Source organism: Streptomyces sp. NPDC047130, assembly GCF_040643475.1.
In the GTDB taxonomy this organism is placed as follows: Bacteria; Actinomycetota; Actinomycetes; order Streptomycetales; family Streptomycetaceae; genus Streptomyces.
Map to the genome: position 1 here is coordinate 1 of NZ_JBEYUK010000033.1, position 18971 is coordinate 18971.

Genomic DNA, 18971 nt, shown 5'->3' on the forward strand with positions numbered 1-18971 from the left:
GGTGACCGCGTGAGCGCCGCGCGGCCACCCCGGAGGTCTCGTCCGCGGCCGGCGCCACGACGGCGTCGACGGGCGGGGCGAGCGGCCCGGGGTCGGGCGTGCCCGCCATGCCCCCGCCCGGTCGACCGGGCGGGGGCGTCGCGCGTGGGTTCGGGTCAGAGGGAGGCGATGACGCGGTCGGCGAGGACGCAGACGTTGTCGGTGGGGCCGCAGGTGAAGGTCAGGACGTAGCCGCCGGAGATGCCGGACCCCCCGAGCAACGACGGCGTCGCGCCCTCCCGGATCGCGGAGGCGAGCCGCTCCGCGGTCTCCCGGTGCCCGGGCGTGACGCACAGCGTCGTCCCGTCCGCGAACTCGTACACGTCGAGCGTGCCCATCGGGCCGGGCCGGACGTCGGCCAGCGGCGTCTCCAACTGGGCCAGTTCCTCCAGCCGCGCCAGCGTCTGCTCGTCGTCGGCGACGGTCGGCGGCTGCGCCCCCGCGGGCGTGAAGTCGGGGTGGGACGGGTGGCGCCGCCGCGCCGCGGCCAGTTCGGCGGACTCGCCGTCGCCGCCGTCCGCCTCGAGCTCGAGGCCCACGAAGTCGGCGGGGTGAGGGAGGAAGAACTCGCCGTCCGGCGGGAGCCCCAGCAGCGACCGCGCCTCGGACGCGTCGCGGGCCTCCTGCGCGGCCCAGAAGGCCCGCGCCTCCGCGAGCTCCCGCTCGCGCTCCTCGGCGAGCGCCTCGGCGACGGCCGCGCGTATCTCCTCGGCGTCGGCGGCCGACCGGGCCGCGGGCACCCGCGCGCCACCGCCGTGCCCGGCGAGGGACGCGTCGGCGGGCCGCGCGGCGTCCAGTTCGGCGCGCAGCGCGGCGAACTCCCGGCGCAGCCGCCGGAGGGTGGCCAGGACGGCGACCCCCACCACGCACGCGGCGGCGGAGATGACCAGCAGTGCGGTCTGCATGGCGCTCACTGACGTACTCCCGGTTTCCACGAACAGACGCACCGGACGACGACCGGCGCACCCCCGTACGACTCGACCCCGACTTTCCTACATCGAGTTCCCCTACCGAGCTTGACGCCTGCACGCCCCGGATGTCAGTGCGAACCCCCGCGAATCGGGCGCACGGCGGGGGCGCACCGACGGGCGTAGCGGTTCTGACCTGCGACTTTCCGGGAGGAGGTGGGGGCCGAGGGAGATAGGTCACATCCTGGCGGAGGTTGGGTCACGGGAAGGCGTCCGTCCCGTGAAGGGATCCGCACAGGACGGCCGGTTCCTCCGGGATCGGGGCCCGCGCGAAACGCCGGGGCCCCGCTCCCGGAGGAACCGGGAACGGGGCCGAAGCGGCCCGGAGCGGGGCCGGAGCGGGGTGTCAGCTGAGGCGCTCGATGACCATGGCCATGCCCTGGCCGCCGCCGACGCACATGGTCTCCACGCCGAACTGCTTGTCGTGCCACTGGAGGGAGTTGATCAGCGTGCCGGTGATGCGCGCGCCGGTCATGCCGAAGGGGTGGCCGACCGCGATGGCGCCGCCGTTGACGTTCAGGCGGTCGAGGTCGATGCCGAGGTCCTGGTAGGAGGGGATCACCTGCGCGGCGAACGCCTCGTTGATCTCCCACAGGTCGATGTCCGAGACGGACATGCCGGCCCGGCGCAGGGCCTGGCGGGAGGCCTCGACCGGGCCGAGGCCCATGATCTCCGGGGAGAGGCCGGAGACGCCGGTGGAGACGATGCGGGCGAGCGGGGTGAGGCCGAGCTCGCGGGCCTTGGTGTCGGACATGATCACCAGGGCGGCGGCGCCGTCGTTGAGCGGGCAGCAGTTGGCCGCGGTGACCAGGCCGTCGGGGCGGAAGACCGGCTTGAGGCCCTGCACGCCCTCGAGGGTGACGCCGGCGCGCGGGCCGTCGTCCTGGGAGACCACGGTGCCGTCGGGGAGGGTCACCGGGGTGATCTCGCGCTCCCAGAAGCCGTCCTTGATGGCCTGCTCGGCGAGGTTCTGCGAACGGACGCCGAACTCGTCCATCTCCTGGCGGGTGACGCCCTTGAGGCGTGCCAGGTTCTCCGCGGTCTGCCCCATCGCGATGTAGGGGTCGGGGAGCAGGCCGTCCTCGCGCGGGTCGTGCCAGGTGGTGCCCTCCTGCTGGGCGACCTCGGCGGTGCGCGCCTCGGCCTCGGCGAACAGCGGGTTGCGCGTGTCCGGGATGCTGTCGGAGTTGCCCTTGACGAAACGGGACACCGTCTCGACGCCCGCGGAGATGAAGACGTCACCCTCGCCGGCCTTGATGGCGTGCAGCGCCATGCGGCTGGTCTGGAGGGACGACGAGCAGTAGCGGGTGACGGTGCAGCCCGGCAGGAAGTCCATGCCCATCTCGACGGCGACGATGCGGCCGAGGTTGTTGCCCTGCTCGCCGCCGGGGAGGCCGACGCCGAGCATCAGGTCGTCGATGTCCCGCGGGTCCAGCTCGGGCACCTTGGCCAGCGCGGCCTGGATGATGGTGGCGGCCAGGTCGTCCGGGCGCAGGTCCTTGAGGGAGCCCTTGAAGGCACGGCCGATGGGCGAGCGGGCGGCTGAGACGATCACGGCTTCGGGCATCACGGCTCCAGTGGCGTACGCGGCGGAATGGGTCGGACTTCCTGGGAAGTTACCGGGCCGTACCCGCCCGGTCACCGTGATGGCGGTGTGACACCGGCCGCATTTTTCTAAGCGCTTGCTTTGTAGGCGGGAGTCGGTCCGCGCGGCGCCTCGCGGACCGACTCCGCGGACCGACTCCCCGGACCGGCTCCCCGACCGGCTCCCCCGAGGGGCTCCGGCGTCAGGCCCGGAAGGTCCGGCCGTCGATCTCCCAGACCAACGGCGTGACGAGGTCCAGGTTGCCGTCGCGGAGGAACCGCCGCAGGGTCGTGTCGACGCGCCCGGTGTCGCTCACGGTCCTGCGCGCCTCGATGGACGCGCGGTGCGCGTCCAGGAAGGCCTCCAGGTAGGCCTTCTCGGATCCACCCTCGGCCGGCGTGCCGGCGGCCTCCATGGCGCGTTCGCGCAGCCCGTAGAAGCCGTTCCTCTCGACGCCGGGGCCGTGCAGGGCCATCGCGTCGTAGTAGGCGAGCTGCCCCAGGGGCCCGAGGCCGTCCAGCTTGGCCAGGCGGACCGCGGGGTCGAAGTACACCCGGTCGTGCTCGGCCTCCTGGGCGGCGCGGAACTCCTCGGTCCGCGACTCCTCGGCCCAGGCCTGCGGGAAGCCGGGGTCGAGGCCCTCGTGGGAGTCCGTGCCGTCCACGGCGCGCAGCGCGGGGAGGTAGCCGGCCAGGCCGTTGCCGGGGTGCTCCTCGGTGTACCGCTCGACGAGTTCGAGCAGGTCGTGGGTGCCCGTGCAGAAGCCGATGATGCCCGCGGTGTAGCCGCGGCCGTCGCCGGTGTCCCGGATGGCGCCGTAGGTGCTGCGCCAGTCGGTGGTGGAGTGCACGGCGCTCGCCACGACCCGCTGCGCCAGTTCCTTCTTCGTCGGCGCGGCCAGGCCCGCGGGCAGACCGGCGATCACCTTGTCGTCCTCGGACTCGGCGGCGTCCTTGGCCTCCTGGCGGGCCTGCGGCGCCGCGGACACGGTCGGGGCGCCCAGCCCTTCACCGCCTTCGTGTGCGGGCGCAAAAAAATAGGCACCTGCGGTCACCACGACGGGGATGACCCCGAGAAGCAGGCATCCAACACGTTTCATGGGACACACACTAGCCGCGGCCCTCCGGAAGTCATCCCGTCCGGGGCAATTTGCAGGGCAAAGCAAATTGCTGACGGACCCACACGGAGGCCGGCCGACCAACTCCGGTCATCCCATTATGATCTACATACAAAATCGTCTCGCGATTGCGATATCAGACCACCGCACGCGTGCGCTACTCTCAGGAGCCCCGGGCGTAGCGCGACATCGACGCACCCTCTCTCGCCAGCATTTGCTCTCGCGAAAGTGCGTCACCTCGGGATCGCGAACGCACCCTATCCGTGGTCCTTGGGAGATGTGCGTCGGAGTGGACAACTGGCTTGACCGCGACCAGCCCGGTCGCCGGACGGAGTCGGGCGGATCGCACGCCCGCCGCCGGTCCGACCGCATCCCTGCGCCGCGCCGTCCCGGCTCCGCCGCCGGCGCCGCGGCCCGCCGCACGTCCGAGGCCGGCCGCACGTCCGAGGCCCCGGCGGCCTCGGTGCGCCGCCCGGACGAACGCACCGTGCAGCTCAGGACCGTGTCCTTGGACGAGATGACCGCGCAGGGGGTGCCCCTCGGCGAGGTGACCGTCCAGCTCAGCGCGGTGACCATAGGCGATCAGCGGCTCGGCGTCCCGGCGAGCGCGGAGCCCGCCGCGCCCGACCACGACGGGCCCGTCTTCGTCGACGTCTCCGGCCGCCGCGTCCGCCGGTTCCGGCTGCTCGGCGCGGTGATCGGCCTCGCCTGCGCCGCGTTCGCCGCGGCCATCGTGGTCACCCTGCTGTCCCAGAACTCCTCGGCGCCCTGGCTCCCGGTGCCGGAACAGAAGCCGCGGCAGGAGGCGCCGGCCCAGCAGGCCGAGACCACCCCGTCGCCCGACGCCGTCCCGCCGTCCGCGAGTCCGTCCGGGGACGACGCCCCGGTCGCCGAACCCGGCCCGGGCACCGTGGCCGAACCCGGCCCGGGCACCGTGGTCGAACCGGCCGACGCCGCCTCCCTCCCCTTCCCGTAGAGAACCACCTCCGTGACCCCACCGCGTACCCGCCGCGGGTCCTCCGCCCGCGGCCGCCGGCGGAAGACCCGCCCCTCCCGCCGGGCGCTGCCCCTGCGCTTCGTCCTGCCCTCGCTGCTCCTCGCCGCCCTGACCGTGATGCTGATGATCGGCGGCTACGTGAACAGCGAGATCCTCGCCGACCACCGGGTCGCGCCTCCCGCCGCCACCGACCGGGTGCCCGACGAGATCCTGGAGGGCGGGCCGGTGATCGACGCCCGCGCCGGGCAGGCCCGGACCCTGAGCGTGCCCGACCACCGCCTGGTGCTCACCTTCGACGACGGACCCGACCCGGAGTGGACGCCCAAGGTCCTCGACGTGCTGAAGAAGCACGACGCCCACGCGGTCTTCTTCGTCACCGGCACGATGGCCTCCCGCCACCCCGGCCTCGTCGCCCGCATGGTGGACGAGGGCCACGAGATCGGCCTGCACACCTTCAACCACCCGGACCTGGCCCTCCAGTCGCAGCGGCGCATCGACTGGGAGCTCTCCCAGAACCAGCTGGCGATCACCGGCGCGGCCGGCATCCGCACCTCCCTGTTCCGCCCCCCGTACTCCTCGTTCGCCGCGGCCATGGACAACGCCACCTGGCCGGTCACCCGGTACATCGGCAGCCGCGGGTACATCACCGTCGTCAACAACACCGACAGCGAGGACTGGAAGCGCCCCGGCGTCGACGAGATCATCCGCCGCGCCACCCCCGAGGGCGGCAAGGGCGCCATCGTCCTGATGCACGACTCCGGCGGCGACCGCAGCCAGACCGTCGCGGCCCTCGACAGGTTCCTGCCGGACCTGAAGAAGCAGGGCTACAGGTTCCAGAACCTCACCGAGGCCCTGGACGCGCCGAGCGCGCACAGCCCGGTCACCGGCCCCGACCTGTGGGCGGGCAAGGCGTGGATCGTCGTCGTCCAGGCGTCGGAGAAGGTCACCGACGCCCTGGTGGTCGGCCTCGCGATCGTCGGCACGCTGGTGATCGCGCGCTTCGCGCTGATGCTGCTGCTCTCCGGTGCCCACGCCCGCCGGGTGCGCGACCGGAGGTTCAGCTGGGGGCCGCCGGTCCGCGAGCCCGTGACGGTGCTCGTCCCGGCGTACAACGAGGCCAAGTGCATCGAGAACACCGTGCGGTCCCTGATGGCGAGCGACCACCCGATCGAGGTCCTGGTCGTCGACGACGGCTCCACCGACGGCACGGCCCGCATCGTCGAGGGCATGCGGCTGCCCAACGTCCGGGTGATCCGCCAGCTCAACGCGGGCAAGCCGGCGGCGCTCAACCGCGGTCTGGCCAACGCCCGCTACGACATCGTCGTGATGATGGACGGCGACACCGTCTTCGAGCCGTCCACCGTCCGCGAGCTCGTCCAGCCCTTCGCCGACCCGAAGGTCGGCGCCGTCGCGGGCAACGCCAAGGTGGGCAACAAGGACAGCCTCATCGGCGCCTGGCAGCACATCGAGTACGTGATGGGCTTCAACCTGGACCGCCGGATGTACGACATCCTCCGCTGCATGCCGACCATCCCCGGCGCGGTGGGGGCGTTCCGCCGCTCCGCGCTGGAACCGATCGGCGGCATGAGCGACGACACGCTCGCCGAGGACACCGACGTCACCATGGCGCTGCACCGCGCCGGCTGGCGCGTGGTCTACGCCGAGAACGCGCGCGCGTGGACCGAGGCCCCGGAGTCCGTGCAGCAGCTGTGGTCCCAGCGCTACCGCTGGTCGTACGGCACCATGCAGGCCATCTGGAAGCACCGCCGCGCCGTGATCGAGAAGGGCCCCTCCGGCCGGTTCGGCCGCGTGGGCCTGCCCTTCGTCTCCCTGTTCATGGTGGTGGCCCCGCTGCTCGCCCCGCTGATCGACGTCTTCCTGCTCTACGGGCTGGTCTTCGGGCCGACCGAGAAGACGATCGTCGCCTGGCTGGGCGTGCTGGCCCTCCAGGCGGTCTGCGCGGCGTACGCCTTCCACCTCGACCGCGAGCGGATGACCCACCTGATCTCGCTGCCGCTGCAGCAGCTCCTCTACCGCCAGCTGATGTACGTCGTGCTGCTCCAGTCCTGGATCACCGCGCTCACCGGCGGCCGGCTGAGGTGGCAGAAGCTGCGGCGCACCGGCGTCGTGGAGGCGCCGGTCGACGGGACGGTCCCCCAGCAGCGGGCGCGGTCCGTCAACGACCGGAGGCCCACCCCATGACCGACGCACCCGTCCCGGGCCGCCGCCCGGAACCGGCGGACCCGTACGGCCCCCGGCCCCCGGCGGACGCCCCGTGGGCCACCGGCTCCCCCTACCCGGCCGTCCCCGCGCCGCACGACCCGTACCGCGCCGCACCCGCACCCGCCCCCACCGCGGACCCGCAGTACACCGGCGCGTACGGCACGGGGTACACCGACGCGTACGCCGACCCGGACCGCACGGGGTACACCGGCGCGGACGCCGACCCGCACGGCACGGAGTACACCGGCGCGGACACCGACCCGCACACCGGGCGGCCCGGCACGCCGTACGCCGACCCGCACACCGGGCGGCCCGGCACGCCGTACGCCGACCCGCACGCCGGGCGGCCCGGTGACGACGCGGACGCGTCCACCGCCGGGCAGGCGGCCCCCGACGCCGGGGACGCCCCGGCGGACTCCGGCGGACATCCCTCCGCCGGGCCGGGCCGGGACCGGTACCTGGACCTGCTGCGCTCCCTCGCCCTGGTGCGCGTCGTCGCCTACCACGTCTTCGGCTGGGCCTGGCTGACGGTGGTCTTTCCCTCCATGGGCGTGATGTTCGCCCTGGCCGGCTCCCTGATGGCCCGCTCGCTGAAGCGTCCGGCGCCGGGCGTGATCCGCTCCCGCGTCCGACGGCTGCTGCCGCCGCTGTGGGCGTTCGCCGCGGTCGCGCTGACCCTGCTGTTCGCGGGCGGCTGGGACCCCGCCCAGGACCCGGACGAGGACACCCCCTGGAGCCTGGTCCGGCTGCTCGGCTACCTGTTCCCGTTCGGGGCACCGCCCTACCCGGCGGAGGCGGGCGCCCCGGTGGACTGGTTGGAGGCGAGCTGGGCGGAGCAGGCGGTGGGCCCGCTGTGGTACCTGCGCGCCTACCTGTGGTTCGTCCTCGCCTCCCCGCTGCTGCTGTGGGCCTTCCGCCGCGCCCCCTGGCCGACGCTGCTGGCCCCGCTCGGCCTGACGGCCGTCGTCGGCACGGGTCTGGTGACCGTCCCCGGCGAGACCGGCGAGGCGGTCACCGACTTCGCCGTCTACGGCGCCTGCTGGGTGCTGGGCTTCGCCCACCACGACGGCCTGCTGCGGCGGCTGCCGCGGTACGTCTCCGTCTCCCTGGCCTCGCTGGTGATGGCGTTCGGCCTGTGGTGGGCCTCCCGCCACCTCGGCCCCGACGGCTGGGACCTCAACGGCATCCCGCTGGCCCAGGCGGCCTGGTCGTTCGGCTTCGTCGCGCTCCTGCTCCTCTACTCCCCGTCCTGGCGGGAGCTGCCGGGCCGGTGGGCGAGGTGGGACCGGCTGGTGACCCTCTCCAACAACCGGGCGGTCACCGTCTACCTGTGGCACAACCTGCTGATCATGGCGACGTTCCCGCTGATCGACCTGGCCTACCGCCTCCCGTTCATGCAGAGCGCACGGGCGGAGAGCGCCCTGGAGAGCACCTCCGACCTGTGGACGTTCGTGCTCGTCTGGCCGCTGCTCGGGCTGGCGGTCCTCGCGTTCGGCTGGATCGAGGACGTCGCGGCCCGCAGGCGGCCCCGCCTGTGGCCGGCCACCGCCGGGCGCCCGGCCGGGCGGCGGACGACGGCGGCGGGCCGGCGCTCCTGAACCGGGCGCGGACCGGCCGGACCGCGCCGCCCGCGCCCGACGGACAGCCGCCCGCGCCCCACGGACACATCGGGCGGGTCGGGCGGGTCGGGCACGTCGGGGAAACGCGAAACGGCCCCGAGAGGCCGTTTCCCCAGGGGTCCTGGGTCGGTGCGTGGGTGCCCGGAACCGGACTCGAACCGGTACGCCCCCGAGGGGCAGCGAGGTTTAAGCTCGCCGTGTCTGCATTCCACCATCCGGGCCGATCGCGGGCGCGCAACGAGGCCTGAGCCTAGCGGCGGCACCCCGTTCGAACAGCCGCGCGCCTGCGAAGTTGTCTTATTTTACGGGTCCCTGACGATCCGTCAGACACCGTTCGATCTGTCCAGACCCGCCCCGGGCCCTCCCGTCGGCGACCGCGGCCGGCCGAAGATTGACGGGAATCCATCTCTGCCCGGCCGGGCCGTTTCCAGGCCCTGAACGGGGGCCCGGTCCCGGCCGGTGCCGGACCCGCGGGAGACCTTCGCGGCCGTCCGCGGGCCCGGGCCGGCGGCTAGGAGGCCGTGCAGCTGAGGGAGCCGGACGGCAGGTCGTTGCCCGAGGAGTTGGCCGTGAAGCCGAAGGTCGTCGAGCCGTTCACCGCCACCGAGCCGTTGCTGGAGGTGTTGGTCACCGTCACCGCCCCGCCGGAGGTCGTGTGGCTGCCGTTCCACAGGCTGGCGATGCTCGTCCCGCTGCCCGGGGTCCAGCTGACCTTCCACCCCTTCATGGCGGCGGTGCCGTGGTTCATGACCTGGACCTCGCCCTGGAAGCCGCCGGGCCAGGAGTTGACCACCTTGTAGTGCGCCATGCAGGACGTGGTGCCCGACGGCGGCGGGGTGGTCGGCGGAGGCGTCGTGGGCGGCGGGGTGGTGGGCGGCGGGGTCGAGCCGTCGCGGATGCCGGTGACCTCGCCGTTGCCGCCGTCGAAGACGATGTCGGAGCAGGAGAAGAAGTTCTCGTTGCTGTCCGAGCGCACCCACTGGACCATCAGCAGCGCGTCACCGGAACGGCCGGACGGCAGCGGGGTGTTCCAGTAGTAGTGGCCGCCGTCCGTGCCGACCGAGCCCGACTGCGGCGGGTTGGTCACGGTGTGGATCAGCGACAGGTCGGACCACTTGAGCTGCTGGGTCGGCGACCATCCCTGACGGGTGATGTAGACCCGGAAGGAGCCCGGGTGGGCGGCCCAGTTGCTGTACTTCAGCTGAATACTGGCACCGGAGGTCAGATGCGTCTTGGGCCAGTCGTTGCGGGCCAGGTTGAAGCCGCGGAAGTCGTACGGGGACCGGTCGCCGGCGCTGCAGATGGTCCCGTCGGGCACGTAGCCCTCACCACGTCCGCCGGCGTTGGAGTCCAGCACCGCGAACCAGTTGTACAGGGAGGAGGTGCCGCTCTGGGCGATGGCCGCCGCACAGGCCGGGTTGGTCGGGGCGACCCCGCCCGAGCCGGTGACCGCGTCCTTGTAGCAGAGGTAGGTGCGGGAACCGGGGGACATGGCGACGCCGTGGGCCTCGGCCGGGCCCTGGGCCAGCAGCACCAGGCCGAAGCCGGAGAGCAGGGTGGCGAACGCGGTGAACAAGGAGGTCTTGCGCCTGATGCCGCGTAAGCGGCGGATCGGTCGGATCACGGCAGGTGCCTTTCGCCGGTCATGCCGGGGTGACGCGCCGCCGGGTCGTCCACCCGAATGCGCTGCATGGGCATGACATAGAGAACGTGGGGGTGGGAGCGCTCCCACTTCGGACCATAGGGCGACTGTGAACCCCGTGTAAACAGCCCGCGGCACCGAAACATCCCGAAACATCGACGCCTTGGGCACCAGCAGTCCGAAAAGCAAACGATCGGCCGAAAAGCAACGCCCGAACCCGCGGGTGACAACGGAAGAGCCCGAGGGGGCTGCCCGCACCACGGACGGTGGGCAGCCCCCTCGGGCTCGTACCGGTGACCGGAGGCCGGCCGCGACCGGAGGTCAGGCCTTCGCCTTCTCCCCGCTCTTGGCCGCCTCGGCGCCCGCGGGCGGGGCCGTGACGGCGGCGGCCGGAGCCGGCTTGGCGGCCTCGTAGAACTCCTCGCGCGGGTGCTCCATGGCGCCCAGCGAGACGACCTCGCGCTTGGTCAGCGCGCCGAGCGTCCAGTCCGCGAGGACCCGGATCTTGCGGTTGAAGGTCGGCATGGCCATGCCGTGGTAGCCACGGTGCATGTACCAGGCGAGACGGCCCTTGAGCTTGATCTTCATCTTGCCCATGACGATCATCGCCACGCCCTTGTGGAGGCCGAGGCCCGCCACCGCGCCCTTGTTGGCGTGCTTGTACTCCTTCTGCGGGAAGCCGCGCAGCGCCGAGAGCACGTTGTCGCCGAGGACCTTGGCCTGACGCAGCGCGTGCTGCGCGTTCGGCGGGCACCAGGCGTTCGGGTTGCCGGCCGCGCGGCCGACCAGGTCCGGGACCTGGGCGTTGTCGCCCGCGGCCCAGATGTAGTCGGTGCCGGTGGCCTGCAGGGTCGGGGCCACGTCCACGTGACCGCGCGGGCCCAGCGGGAGGCCGTAGCGGGCCAGGACCGGGTTGGGCTTGACGCCGGCGGTCCACACGATGGTGCCCGCCTCGACCTCGAGGCCGTTCTTCAGGACCACGTGGCCGTCGACGCAGGAGTCCATGGAGGTGGACAGGTGCACCTCGATGCCGCGGGACTCCAGGTGCTGCTTGCCGTACTGGCCCAGCTTCGGACCGACCTCGGGGAGGATCTTGTCCGCGGCGTCGACCAGGACGAAGCGCATGTCCTCGCGGGACACGTTGCGGTAGTACTTGGCCGCGTCGCGGGCCATGTCCTCGACCTCGCCGATCGTCTCGGCGCCGGCGAAGCCGCCGCCGACGAAGACGAAGGTGAGCGCCTTGCGGCGGATCTCCTCGTCGGTGGTCGAGTCGGCCTTGTCCAGCTGGGCCAGGACGTGGTTGCGCAGGCCGATGGCCTCCTCCACACCCTTCATGCCGATGCCCTGCTCGGCCAGACCCGGGATCGGGAAGGTCCGCGAGACCGCGCCCAGCGCGACCACGAGGTAGTCGAAGGGAAGCTCGTAGGCCTCGCCGACGAGCGGGGCGACCGTGGCGACCTTGCGGTCCTGGTCGATGGTGGTGACGCGACCGGTCAGCACCTCGGCCTTGCGCAGCACGCGTCGCAGCGGGACGACGACGTGGCGCGGCGAGATGTTGCCGCCGGCGGCTTCGGGGAGGAAGGGCTGGTAGGTCATGTACGAGCGCGGGTCGACGACCGTGACGGTCGCCTCGCCGAAGCGCATCTTCTTCAGAATGCGTTGTGCCGCGTACAGGCCTACGTACCCACCGCCTACAACGAGGATCCTGGGACGCTCCGTGGTGCTCATGGCATCGAGTATCCACCCGGTAAGGAGGTGCCTTTCGTGCGCCCCTTCACAAGGTTCCACCGGTGCTCTGCTACACTGCGCGGCCCACGTGATCCAGATCATTGTCTCCACGGGGAACGGTGCGCGCCGCCGCGTCGTTGTCAATGGCCCGTGAGCTGCTCCTTGTCCGTGTAAGGACGGTGTGAGGATCACGAAACAGGGATGCGGGCACCTGCCCTCCGGGAGGGTCCGGGACCCCGCCGCCCTTCGCGGAATCCTCCGTTCCGGCCCGTGCGGGCCGCACTCGGCGGCCCTTGTCGCCCTCCAGGGGCCAATTCCTTGTGAAGAAGTTCACGAAGGTTTTTGGCGAGGGACCTCCGCCGGGCCCCAAGGGCCCTGGACACGCCGCGGCCCGGCGGGCGCCGGAGCGCTCCGCCGGGCCGCGGTGAGCCTGCGTCAGGAGTGGGCGCCCGCCGTCCGGCGGCGGGTGACGACCACCGCGCCGGCGCCCAGGACCAGCGCGGACGCGGCGGTCAGGGCGACCGGGGTCACCGTGGAACCGGTCGCGGCCAGGTTGCCCCCGGTGCCGCCCTGCGGGGCCGCGCCCGAGGGCCCGGTGGCGCCCGGGCTCGCGGTCGTGGACTCCGTCGGCGACGGCGAGCCGCTGCCGTCGGGCGTCGGGTTCGGCGTGCTGCCGGCCGGCAGGAGGTCGATGCCGTAGTTCTTCATCGGCCCGTAGAGGCACGGGATCGAGTCCTTGACCGGGTCCGCGGCGAAGGACGCGTGGACGTGGCCCTTCGGGGCGTCCTTGTCGACGGTCAGCCGCATCCTGACCGTTGCGCGCTCGCCGGGCGCCAGGTCCTCGACGACCAGGTCGGGGCTCTCGGCGGGCTCCAGCGCGGTCCAGCCGTCGCCGCTCTTCCACTCGACCTCGAGGTCGTCCTGGTCGGCGCCGGGGGTGTCGAGGACGATGAAGGTCAGCGGCTCGACGTCGAGCGTGTGCCCGGTGCCGTTGGTGATCCGGAAGGTGAACGTCACCCGGTCGCCGGCGTACATCCGCTCGGGCAGGCCGATCGCCTTGGACTTCAGCCCACTGTCGCGCTTGCACTCCTTGGCGGCCGCCAGGGCCTTCTCGGCCTCCTGGAGCGCCGCCTCGGCGGCCTTCTCGGCCTCCCGGGCGAGGTGCAGCTCCCGGGAGGCGTCGACGCGGGCGTCGTCGAGCTCCTTGTCGGCGGCGTCGGCCTCGCCGCGGGCCTCGTCGTGCGCCTGCCGGGCGCCGGCGAGGGCGAGTTCGGCGGCGGCCAGCTCCTCCTCGGCCGCGGCCCTGCCGGCCTCGTCCGCCCCGGCCAGGGCCGCCTCGGCCTCGTCGACGCGCTTCTGCGCGGCGTCGAGCGTGGCCTTGGCCTCGGCGGCGGCCTTCTCGGCCTCCTTGGCGGCGACGGCCAGCGGGTGCGGGTTCCGGGTGTCGGTGAGGGCCTCGATCTTGTCGTTGGCCTCGATGCGGGCGCGGATGGCCTCCGCGTAGACCTTGCGCGCCTCGGTCACGGCGTCGAGCAGGTCCTGGTAGGCCGGCGCGGACTCGGCGACCGCCGTCGTCGGCTCCGCGAACGCCGGCGAGGCGGCGAGCAGGGCGACCGGCGAGGTGATGGCGAGCGCGGCGGCCACTGCCAGGTAACGGCGTCTTTGCACGGGCGTGCCTCCTGGGGCGAACTGCGCGGACAGCGCGGACTGCGTGCGGTGCGGGCGGTGTCGTGGAACACCTGGAGTGCGGGGAGTGCGTGAACGGTGCCGCGGAGCGCCTGGGTCCACCGCCGGTCCGGTCCACGGGGGCCCGTCCTCGGGGCCGCCTGCGTGACGCACGGGACGGTGGCCAACCTCCGCGACATCCGCAACCTCCGTGATTTTAGGAGCGGTTGGCCGATTCCGCCCTGGTCCTTCCGGGTGCCGGGAACGACCCCCGCCCCGCGGCGCGGGCGCAAAACGGTGCGGACCGGGAGGGTTGCCCTCCCGGTCCGCACCGGTTGTGTGAGTCATGTCATGCGGCCGGCCGAGGGGCCGCTCAGGCGATGCTCCAGGCGATGCCGTCGAGGATGTCGTGCTCGCTGACCACGACCTCCTCCGCGCCGATCCGCTCCATGATCGCCTGCAGCACCAGGGCGCCCGCGCCGATCACGTCGACCCGGCCCGGGTGCAGCGAGGGGATCTCCGAGCGTTCGGCATGGGTGGAGCGCAGCAGCCGCCCGGTGATCTCGCGGACGCGCTCGTAGCGGACGCGGGAGTGGTGGATGGCCCGCGAGTCGTACTCCGGCAGGTCCTGGGCGATGGCCGAGACGCTGGTGACGGAGCCGGCCAGGCCGACCAGGGTGCGGGCCTCGCGCAGCGGCACGGTCCGCTCGGTGAGGTCCAGGGCGGCCTCCACGTCGGCGCGGATCGCGGCGATCCGCTCCTCGGTCGGCGGGTCGACGACCGCGCCGCCGTCCACCAGGTGCCGTTCGGTCATCCGCACGCAGCCGACGTCGACCGAGCGCGCGGCGCGGACCCGGTCGTCGCCGACCACGAACTCGGTGGAGCCGCCGCCGATGTCGACGACCAGGAACGGCTTCTCCAGGTCGGTGCGGCCCGCGAGTTCACGGGTGGCGCCGGTGAAGGAGAACTCGGCCTCCTGGTCGCCGGTGATCACCTCCGGCTCCACGCCCAGGATGTCCAGCACGCCGGCCACGAACTCGTCGCGGTTCTCGGCGTCGCGGGAGGCGGAGGTGGCGACGAAGCGGATCCGCTCGGCGCCGTGCTTCTCGATCACCGCCGCGTACTCGCGGCAGGCGGCGAAGGTGCGTTCCAGCGCCTCGGGGGCGAGGCGGCCGGTGCGGTCGACGCCCTGGCCGAGCCGGACGACGGTCATCCGCCGGTCCAGGTCGGTCAGCGTGCCGGTGGCCGGGTCGCAGTCGGCGACCAGCAGCCGGATGGAGTTCGTACCGCAGTCGACGGCGGCGACCCGGGTCACTTGCCCTCCTCCTCGACGGGGCGGGCGGCGAAGTACCCGGAGCCGTCCTCGGTGGTGGCCACGATGCCGCCCTCGCCCGCCTCCCGCGGGACGCACGCCTGCGGCGTGACGCACGGGCCCTTGCGCCACCACTCGGGCAGCATGGCGATGGCCTCGTCGCCCAGCGGGTTGACGCCGGGTCCGGCCGCCAGGGAGTGGGCGACCAGGACGTGCAGGCACTTGACCCGGTCCGGCATGCCGCCGGCGCTCGGGAAGCCCTGGAGCACCTCGATCTCGTCGCGGCGGCGGATGTAGTCCTCGTGGGCGGCCCGGTAGGCGGCGGCGAGCTCCTCGTCGGTGCTCAGGCGCTCGGTCATCTCCTTCATGACGCCGTCCGCCTCCAGCGTGCCGATCGCGGAGGCGGCGCGCGGGCAGGTCAGGTAGTACGTCGTCGGGAAGGGCGTGCCGTCCGGCAGCCGCGGGGCCGTCTCCACGACGTCCGGCTGTCCGCAGGGGCAGCGGTGCGCGATGGCGCGCAGGCCGCGCGGCGGGCGGCCGAGCTGGAGCTGGAACGCCTCGACGTCCGCTTCGGTGGGCTCGGTGCGCGGGGTGGAGGGCGGGGGCGTTTCCATGCCGGGGATCAGTCTCTCTCGGTCTGCTGCTGCGATCTTCTGCTGCGGTCTTCTGCTGCGGACGGAAGTCCTGCCGCGGGGCCTCGTGCGACGGCTCCGGGACGGTGGTGCAGGGGGACAGTCTCTCAGGCACCCGCCCCCGCCGGCGGCGACCGGGGCGGCCGGTCGGCGCCGCGGGGTCAGCCCGCGGCGTCGGCCCGGTCCACGTCGTCCCAGAGGACGGCGTACCAGGGGCGGTCCGCCACGGGCCGCCCGGTGTCCCGCCGCGGGGCGGCGGAGCCGCGCACGGTGAAGCCGCTCTCGCCCGGCCGCAGGTGGTGCAGCCGCTTCCTGATCTGCTGCTCGGCGTAGGCGTCGTCCTTCCACCGCGCCTTGAGGTCGCGCAGCTCCTCCACCCGCTCGCGGGCGGCGTCGCGCTCCTCCTCCAGCTTCGCGACCTCGGCGCGCTGGGAGACGTACTGCCGGGTCGGGTAGGCCAGGGCGACGACCAGGGTGCAGAGCACCAGGGCCAGCAGCGCCGCGCGGCCGGTGAGCCGGGAGCGGCGTGCCTGACGGCGGGTCTGGGAGCGGTAGACGCGGGCGGCGGTCTGCTCACCGAGCAGCCGCAGCCGGGTGGTCGTGGAGAACCGGTCCCGGTTCTGCGCCATCTTCTCCGCGCCTCCCCGTGGGCGTTTCGTGTGCCGTGCGTGCCGTGTGCCGTGCGGCGTGTGCCGTGCGGGCCGGCGTCGTGCTGTCCCGTCCCGCGTGCTCCTTCCCCGCACACGGTACGTGACGCCGGGACGCCGTGGGGCGCGGACAGGGGCGTGCCCCCGGAGCCGGGGCTCCGGGGGCACGCGAGGGGCCGTCGGGCAGGTCAGCCCTTGAAGCGCGGGAAGGCGCTGCGGCCGGCGTACACGGCGGCGTCGTCGAGGATCTCCTCGATGCGCAGCAGCTGGTTGTACTTGGCGACGCGCTCGGAGCGGGCCGGGGCGCCGGTCTTGATCTGGCCGCAGTTGGTGGCGACGGCGAGGTCGGCGATGGTGACGTCCTCGGTCTCGCCGGAGCGGTGGGACATCATGCACTTGAAGCCGTTGCGCTGGGCCAGCTCGACGGCGTCCAGGGTCTCGGTCAGGGAGCCGATCTGGTTGACCTTGACCAGCAGGGCGTTGGCGGCGCCCTCCTCGATGCCGCGGCCGAGGCGCTCGGGGTTGGTGACGAAGAGGTCGTCGCCGACGAGCTGGACCTTGTCGCCCAGCTTCTCGGTGATGACCTTCCAGCCGTCCCAGTCGTCCTCGAACAGCGGGTCCTCGATGGACACCAGCGGGTAGGCCGCGACGAGCTCCTCGTAGTACTCCGTCATCTCGGCGGCGGAGCGCTCCTTGCCCTCGAATAGGTACTTGCCGTCCTTGTAGAACTCGGAGGCGGCGACGTCGAGGGCGAGGGCGACCTGCTGGCCGGGGGTGTAGCCGGCCTCCTTGATCGCCTCGAGGATCAGGTCCAGGGCCTCGCGGTTGGAGCCGAGGTTCGGGGCGAAGCCGCCCTCGTCGCCGAGGCCGGTGGACAGGCCCTTGGTCTTCAGCACCTTCTTCAGCGTGTGGTAGACCTCGGTGCCCCAGCGCAGGGCCTCGGAGAAGGACTCGGCGCCGATCGGCGCGATCATGAACTCCTGGATGTCCACGTTGGAGTCGGCGTGCGAGCCGCCGTTCAGGATGTTCATCATCGGCACCGGCAGCAGGTGCGCGTTGGGGCCGCCCAGGTAGCGGAAGAGCGGCAGGTCGCTGGCCTCGGCGGCGGCGTGGGCGACGGCGAGGGAGACGCCGAGGATGGCGTTGGCGCCGAGCGAGCCCTTGTTGTCGGTGGCGTCCAGGTCGAACATCGCCTGGTCGATCAGGCGCTGCTCGGTGGCGTCGTAGCCGACGAGCTCCGGGCCGATCTGCTCGATGACGGCGAGGACGGCCTTCTCGACGCCCTTGCCGAGGTAGCGGTTCTTGTCGCCGTCGCGGAGCTCGACGGCCTCGAAGGCGCCGGTGGAGGCGCCGGACGGGACGGCGGCACGACCCGTGCTGCCGTCGTCGAGGCCGACCTCGACCTCGACCGTGGGGTTGCCTCGGGAGTCCAGGATTTCCCGGGCTACGACGACGTCGATGGACGGCACGAGCATCTCCTTCTGGGATGTGACGCGGGTGGCGCCGGACCACCTGGCCCGGCACGGGGTGCACAGCCTCCGTGGCTCTGCGAGACCGAGCCTAACCGGCCGGGCGGGATCGGCCAGCCGGTCACCCCCTGTACGGAGGGGTAACAGGAGATTAATTGTTCCGGCTCGAAACAAAAAGCCCTGGAGGCGGATCCGCCGGAAACGCCCCCGCCCCCGGGCGCGTGGTGACGCGCCCGGGGGCGGGAGGTTCGTGCGACGGGCGGACCGGTCAGCCCAGGTGCAGCATCTGGCCCGGGTAGATCAGGCGCGGGTCCTCGACGACGTCCTTGTTCAGCTTGAAGAGCTTCTTCCAGCCGCCCTTGATGTCGTGCTCCTCGGCGATCAGGCTGAGCGAGTCGCCCTTGACGACCTTGTACTCACCGTCACCCTTGAGGACCTTCTCGCCGGTGGGCGTGGTGACCTTCTCCTGCTTCTTCGGCTTCTCCGCCTTGGCGGGCTGGGCCGGGGTCTCCTCGGCCTGCGGCGCGGGGGCGGGAGCCTCCTGCTGCGGGGCCTCCTGGGCGGGGGCCTCGGCGGCGCCGCCCTGGTAGGGGGTGCTGGAGAGGCCGGTGCCGCAGTGCGGCCAGGCGCCCGGGCCCTGCTCGGCGAGGACCTTCTCGGCTATCTCGATCTGCTGGGCCTTGGTGGCCTGGTTGGCCTGGGCGGCGTACTGGGTGCCGCCGAAGCCGGCCCAGGTCTGGCTGGTGAACTGCAGACCGCCGTAGAAGCCGTTGCCGGTGTTGATGGACCAGTCGCCGCCCGACTCGCACTGGGCGACGGCGTCCCACTCGGACTCGGTGGCGGCGGACGCGGTGCCCGCCGTCAGCAGCGGGGCGGCCACGACCGCGCCGGTGAGACCGGCGACGGCGAGAGCGCGCTTGGCCTTGGACGGACGACGGTGCTTGCCCTGGCAGGTAAACGACATGGAGGTATCCCCTCACCGACGCCTACGAGGTGAGCTGTCGGGTTCGGGCTATGAGGGTCGCCCGGCCGCACACCTCTCGGTGCGCGGCTTCACCCCTAGCCGTTCCGGCGGTCTGGCCGCCGGGCCGGCACTTACCTGGTTCCCCCGCTCCTGCCTACGGCGCATGACGCGACGACATGTCCCGTACGGCCGTTGGCAGGATTAGGCGTGACGGCCGCCGGGGCCCGCTGGAGCGAGCGGTTCGACGTTAGCCACGCCCATGCCGGGATTTCAAAGACGATCAGGGCTTCTGAGACCCATCTCTCACTTCTCCGGAATCAGACATTCCAGGACGAAAAGGCGGGTAACTCCCCCGATTTTGCCC

Annotated in this window: 14 protein-coding genes, 1 tRNA gene and 1 riboswitch; of the genes, 3 read left to right on the forward strand and 12 right to left on the reverse strand. The window is 72.7% G+C overall.

Translation table 11 applies throughout. From position 1 onward, the window contains the following. Nucleotides 1-155: 155 nt before the first annotated feature. From ABZ836_RS27510 to ABZ836_RS27520, 3 genes are all read right to left on the reverse strand, one after another. Nucleotides 156-944, reverse strand: coding sequence for a hypothetical protein (locus tag ABZ836_RS27510; protein WP_361146617.1), 789 nt, complete (start codon nucleotides 942-944; stop codon nucleotides 156-158). Between the two features lie 409 nt (nucleotides 945-1353). Next, nucleotides 1354-2574 carry an acetyl-CoA C-acetyltransferase gene (locus tag ABZ836_RS27515; RefSeq protein ID WP_356135462.1) on the reverse strand — a complete coding sequence of 407 codons (1221 nt, stop codon included), beginning with the start codon at nucleotides 2572-2574 and terminating at the stop codon, nucleotides 1354-1356. A gap of 220 nt (nucleotides 2575-2794) precedes the next feature. Further along, on the reverse strand, nucleotides 2795-3691 hold the full coding sequence (locus ABZ836_RS27520) for a chitosanase (protein WP_361146539.1): 897 nt from the start codon (nucleotides 3689-3691) through the stop codon (nucleotides 2795-2797). A 307-nt stretch (nucleotides 3692-3998) separates the two neighbouring features. Here ABZ836_RS27520 and ABZ836_RS27525 point away from each other — a divergent pair, with 307 nt between their 5' ends. The 3 genes from ABZ836_RS27525 (at nucleotide 3999) to ABZ836_RS27535 (ending at nucleotide 8527) form a co-directional block, all read left to right on the forward strand. Continuing rightward, nucleotides 3999-4685: a hypothetical protein gene (locus tag ABZ836_RS27525; protein WP_356135465.1), complete on the forward strand. Its 687-nt coding sequence runs from the start codon at nucleotides 3999-4001 to the stop codon at nucleotides 4683-4685. Between the two features lie 87 nt (nucleotides 4686-4772). Further along, complete coding sequence (locus tag ABZ836_RS27530; RefSeq protein WP_356135558.1) at nucleotides 4773-6908, forward strand: glycosyltransferase; 2136 nt, start codon at nucleotides 4773-4775, stop codon at nucleotides 6906-6908. After that, nucleotides 6905-8527 carry an acyltransferase family protein gene (locus ABZ836_RS27535; RefSeq protein ID WP_361146542.1) on the forward strand — a complete coding sequence of 541 codons (1623 nt, stop codon included), beginning with the start codon at nucleotides 6905-6907 and terminating at the stop codon, nucleotides 8525-8527. The genes ABZ836_RS27530 and ABZ836_RS27535 overlap by 4 nt, the downstream gene beginning before the upstream one ends. A 159-nt stretch (nucleotides 8528-8686) precedes the next feature. On the opposite strand, the gene ABZ836_RS27540 is transcribed toward ABZ836_RS27535, so the two are convergent. From ABZ836_RS27540 to ABZ836_RS27580, 9 genes are all read right to left on the reverse strand, one after another. After that, nucleotides 8687-8769: transfer RNA gene (locus ABZ836_RS27540), tRNA-Leu, on the reverse strand. A gap of 290 nt (nucleotides 8770-9059) precedes the next feature. Further along, nucleotides 9060-10169 (reverse strand): lytic polysaccharide monooxygenase, encoded by a 1110-nt coding sequence (locus ABZ836_RS27545; protein ID WP_356135560.1) that lies wholly within the window; start codon nucleotides 10167-10169, stop codon nucleotides 9060-9062. Between the two features lie 342 nt (nucleotides 10170-10511). Next, nucleotides 10512-11918, reverse strand: a complete 1407-nt coding sequence (locus ABZ836_RS27550) for an NAD(P)/FAD-dependent oxidoreductase (protein WP_356135469.1) — start codon at nucleotides 11916-11918, stop codon at nucleotides 10512-10514. 435 nt (nucleotides 11919-12353) lie between these two features. Then, nucleotides 12354-13586: a hypothetical protein gene (locus ABZ836_RS27555; RefSeq protein WP_361146546.1), complete on the reverse strand. Its 1233-nt coding sequence runs from the start codon at nucleotides 13584-13586 to the stop codon at nucleotides 12354-12356. Between the two features lie 370 nt (nucleotides 13587-13956). Further along, nucleotides 13957-14898 (reverse strand): Ppx/GppA phosphatase family protein, encoded by a 942-nt coding sequence (locus ABZ836_RS27560; RefSeq protein ID WP_361146549.1) that lies wholly within the window; start codon nucleotides 14896-14898, stop codon nucleotides 13957-13959. Beyond that, complete coding sequence (locus ABZ836_RS27565) at nucleotides 14895-15509, reverse strand: DUF501 domain-containing protein (RefSeq protein WP_356135475.1); 615 nt, start codon at nucleotides 15507-15509, stop codon at nucleotides 14895-14897. The genes ABZ836_RS27560 and ABZ836_RS27565 overlap by 4 nt, the downstream gene beginning before the upstream one ends. 179 nt (nucleotides 15510-15688) lie before the next feature. Beyond that, the gene (locus ABZ836_RS27570) at nucleotides 15689-16156 is read right to left on the reverse strand and encodes a septum formation initiator family protein (protein ID WP_356135477.1); all 468 of its coding nucleotides are present in this window, start codon (nucleotides 16154-16156) and stop codon (nucleotides 15689-15691) included. Between the two features lie 206 nt (nucleotides 16157-16362). After that, nucleotides 16363-17649: a phosphopyruvate hydratase gene (gene eno / locus ABZ836_RS27575; RefSeq protein ID WP_356135479.1), complete on the reverse strand. Its 1287-nt coding sequence runs from the start codon at nucleotides 17647-17649 to the stop codon at nucleotides 16363-16365. 262 nt (nucleotides 17650-17911) lie between these two features. Then, nucleotides 17912-18607 (reverse strand): transglycosylase family protein, encoded by a 696-nt coding sequence (locus ABZ836_RS27580; protein WP_356135481.1) that lies wholly within the window; start codon nucleotides 18605-18607, stop codon nucleotides 17912-17914. Nucleotides 18608-18611: 4 nt separating this feature from the next. Beyond that, nucleotides 18612-18779: riboswitch (cyclic di-AMP (ydaO/yuaA leader) on the reverse strand. Nucleotides 18780-18971: the final 192 nt, after the last annotated feature.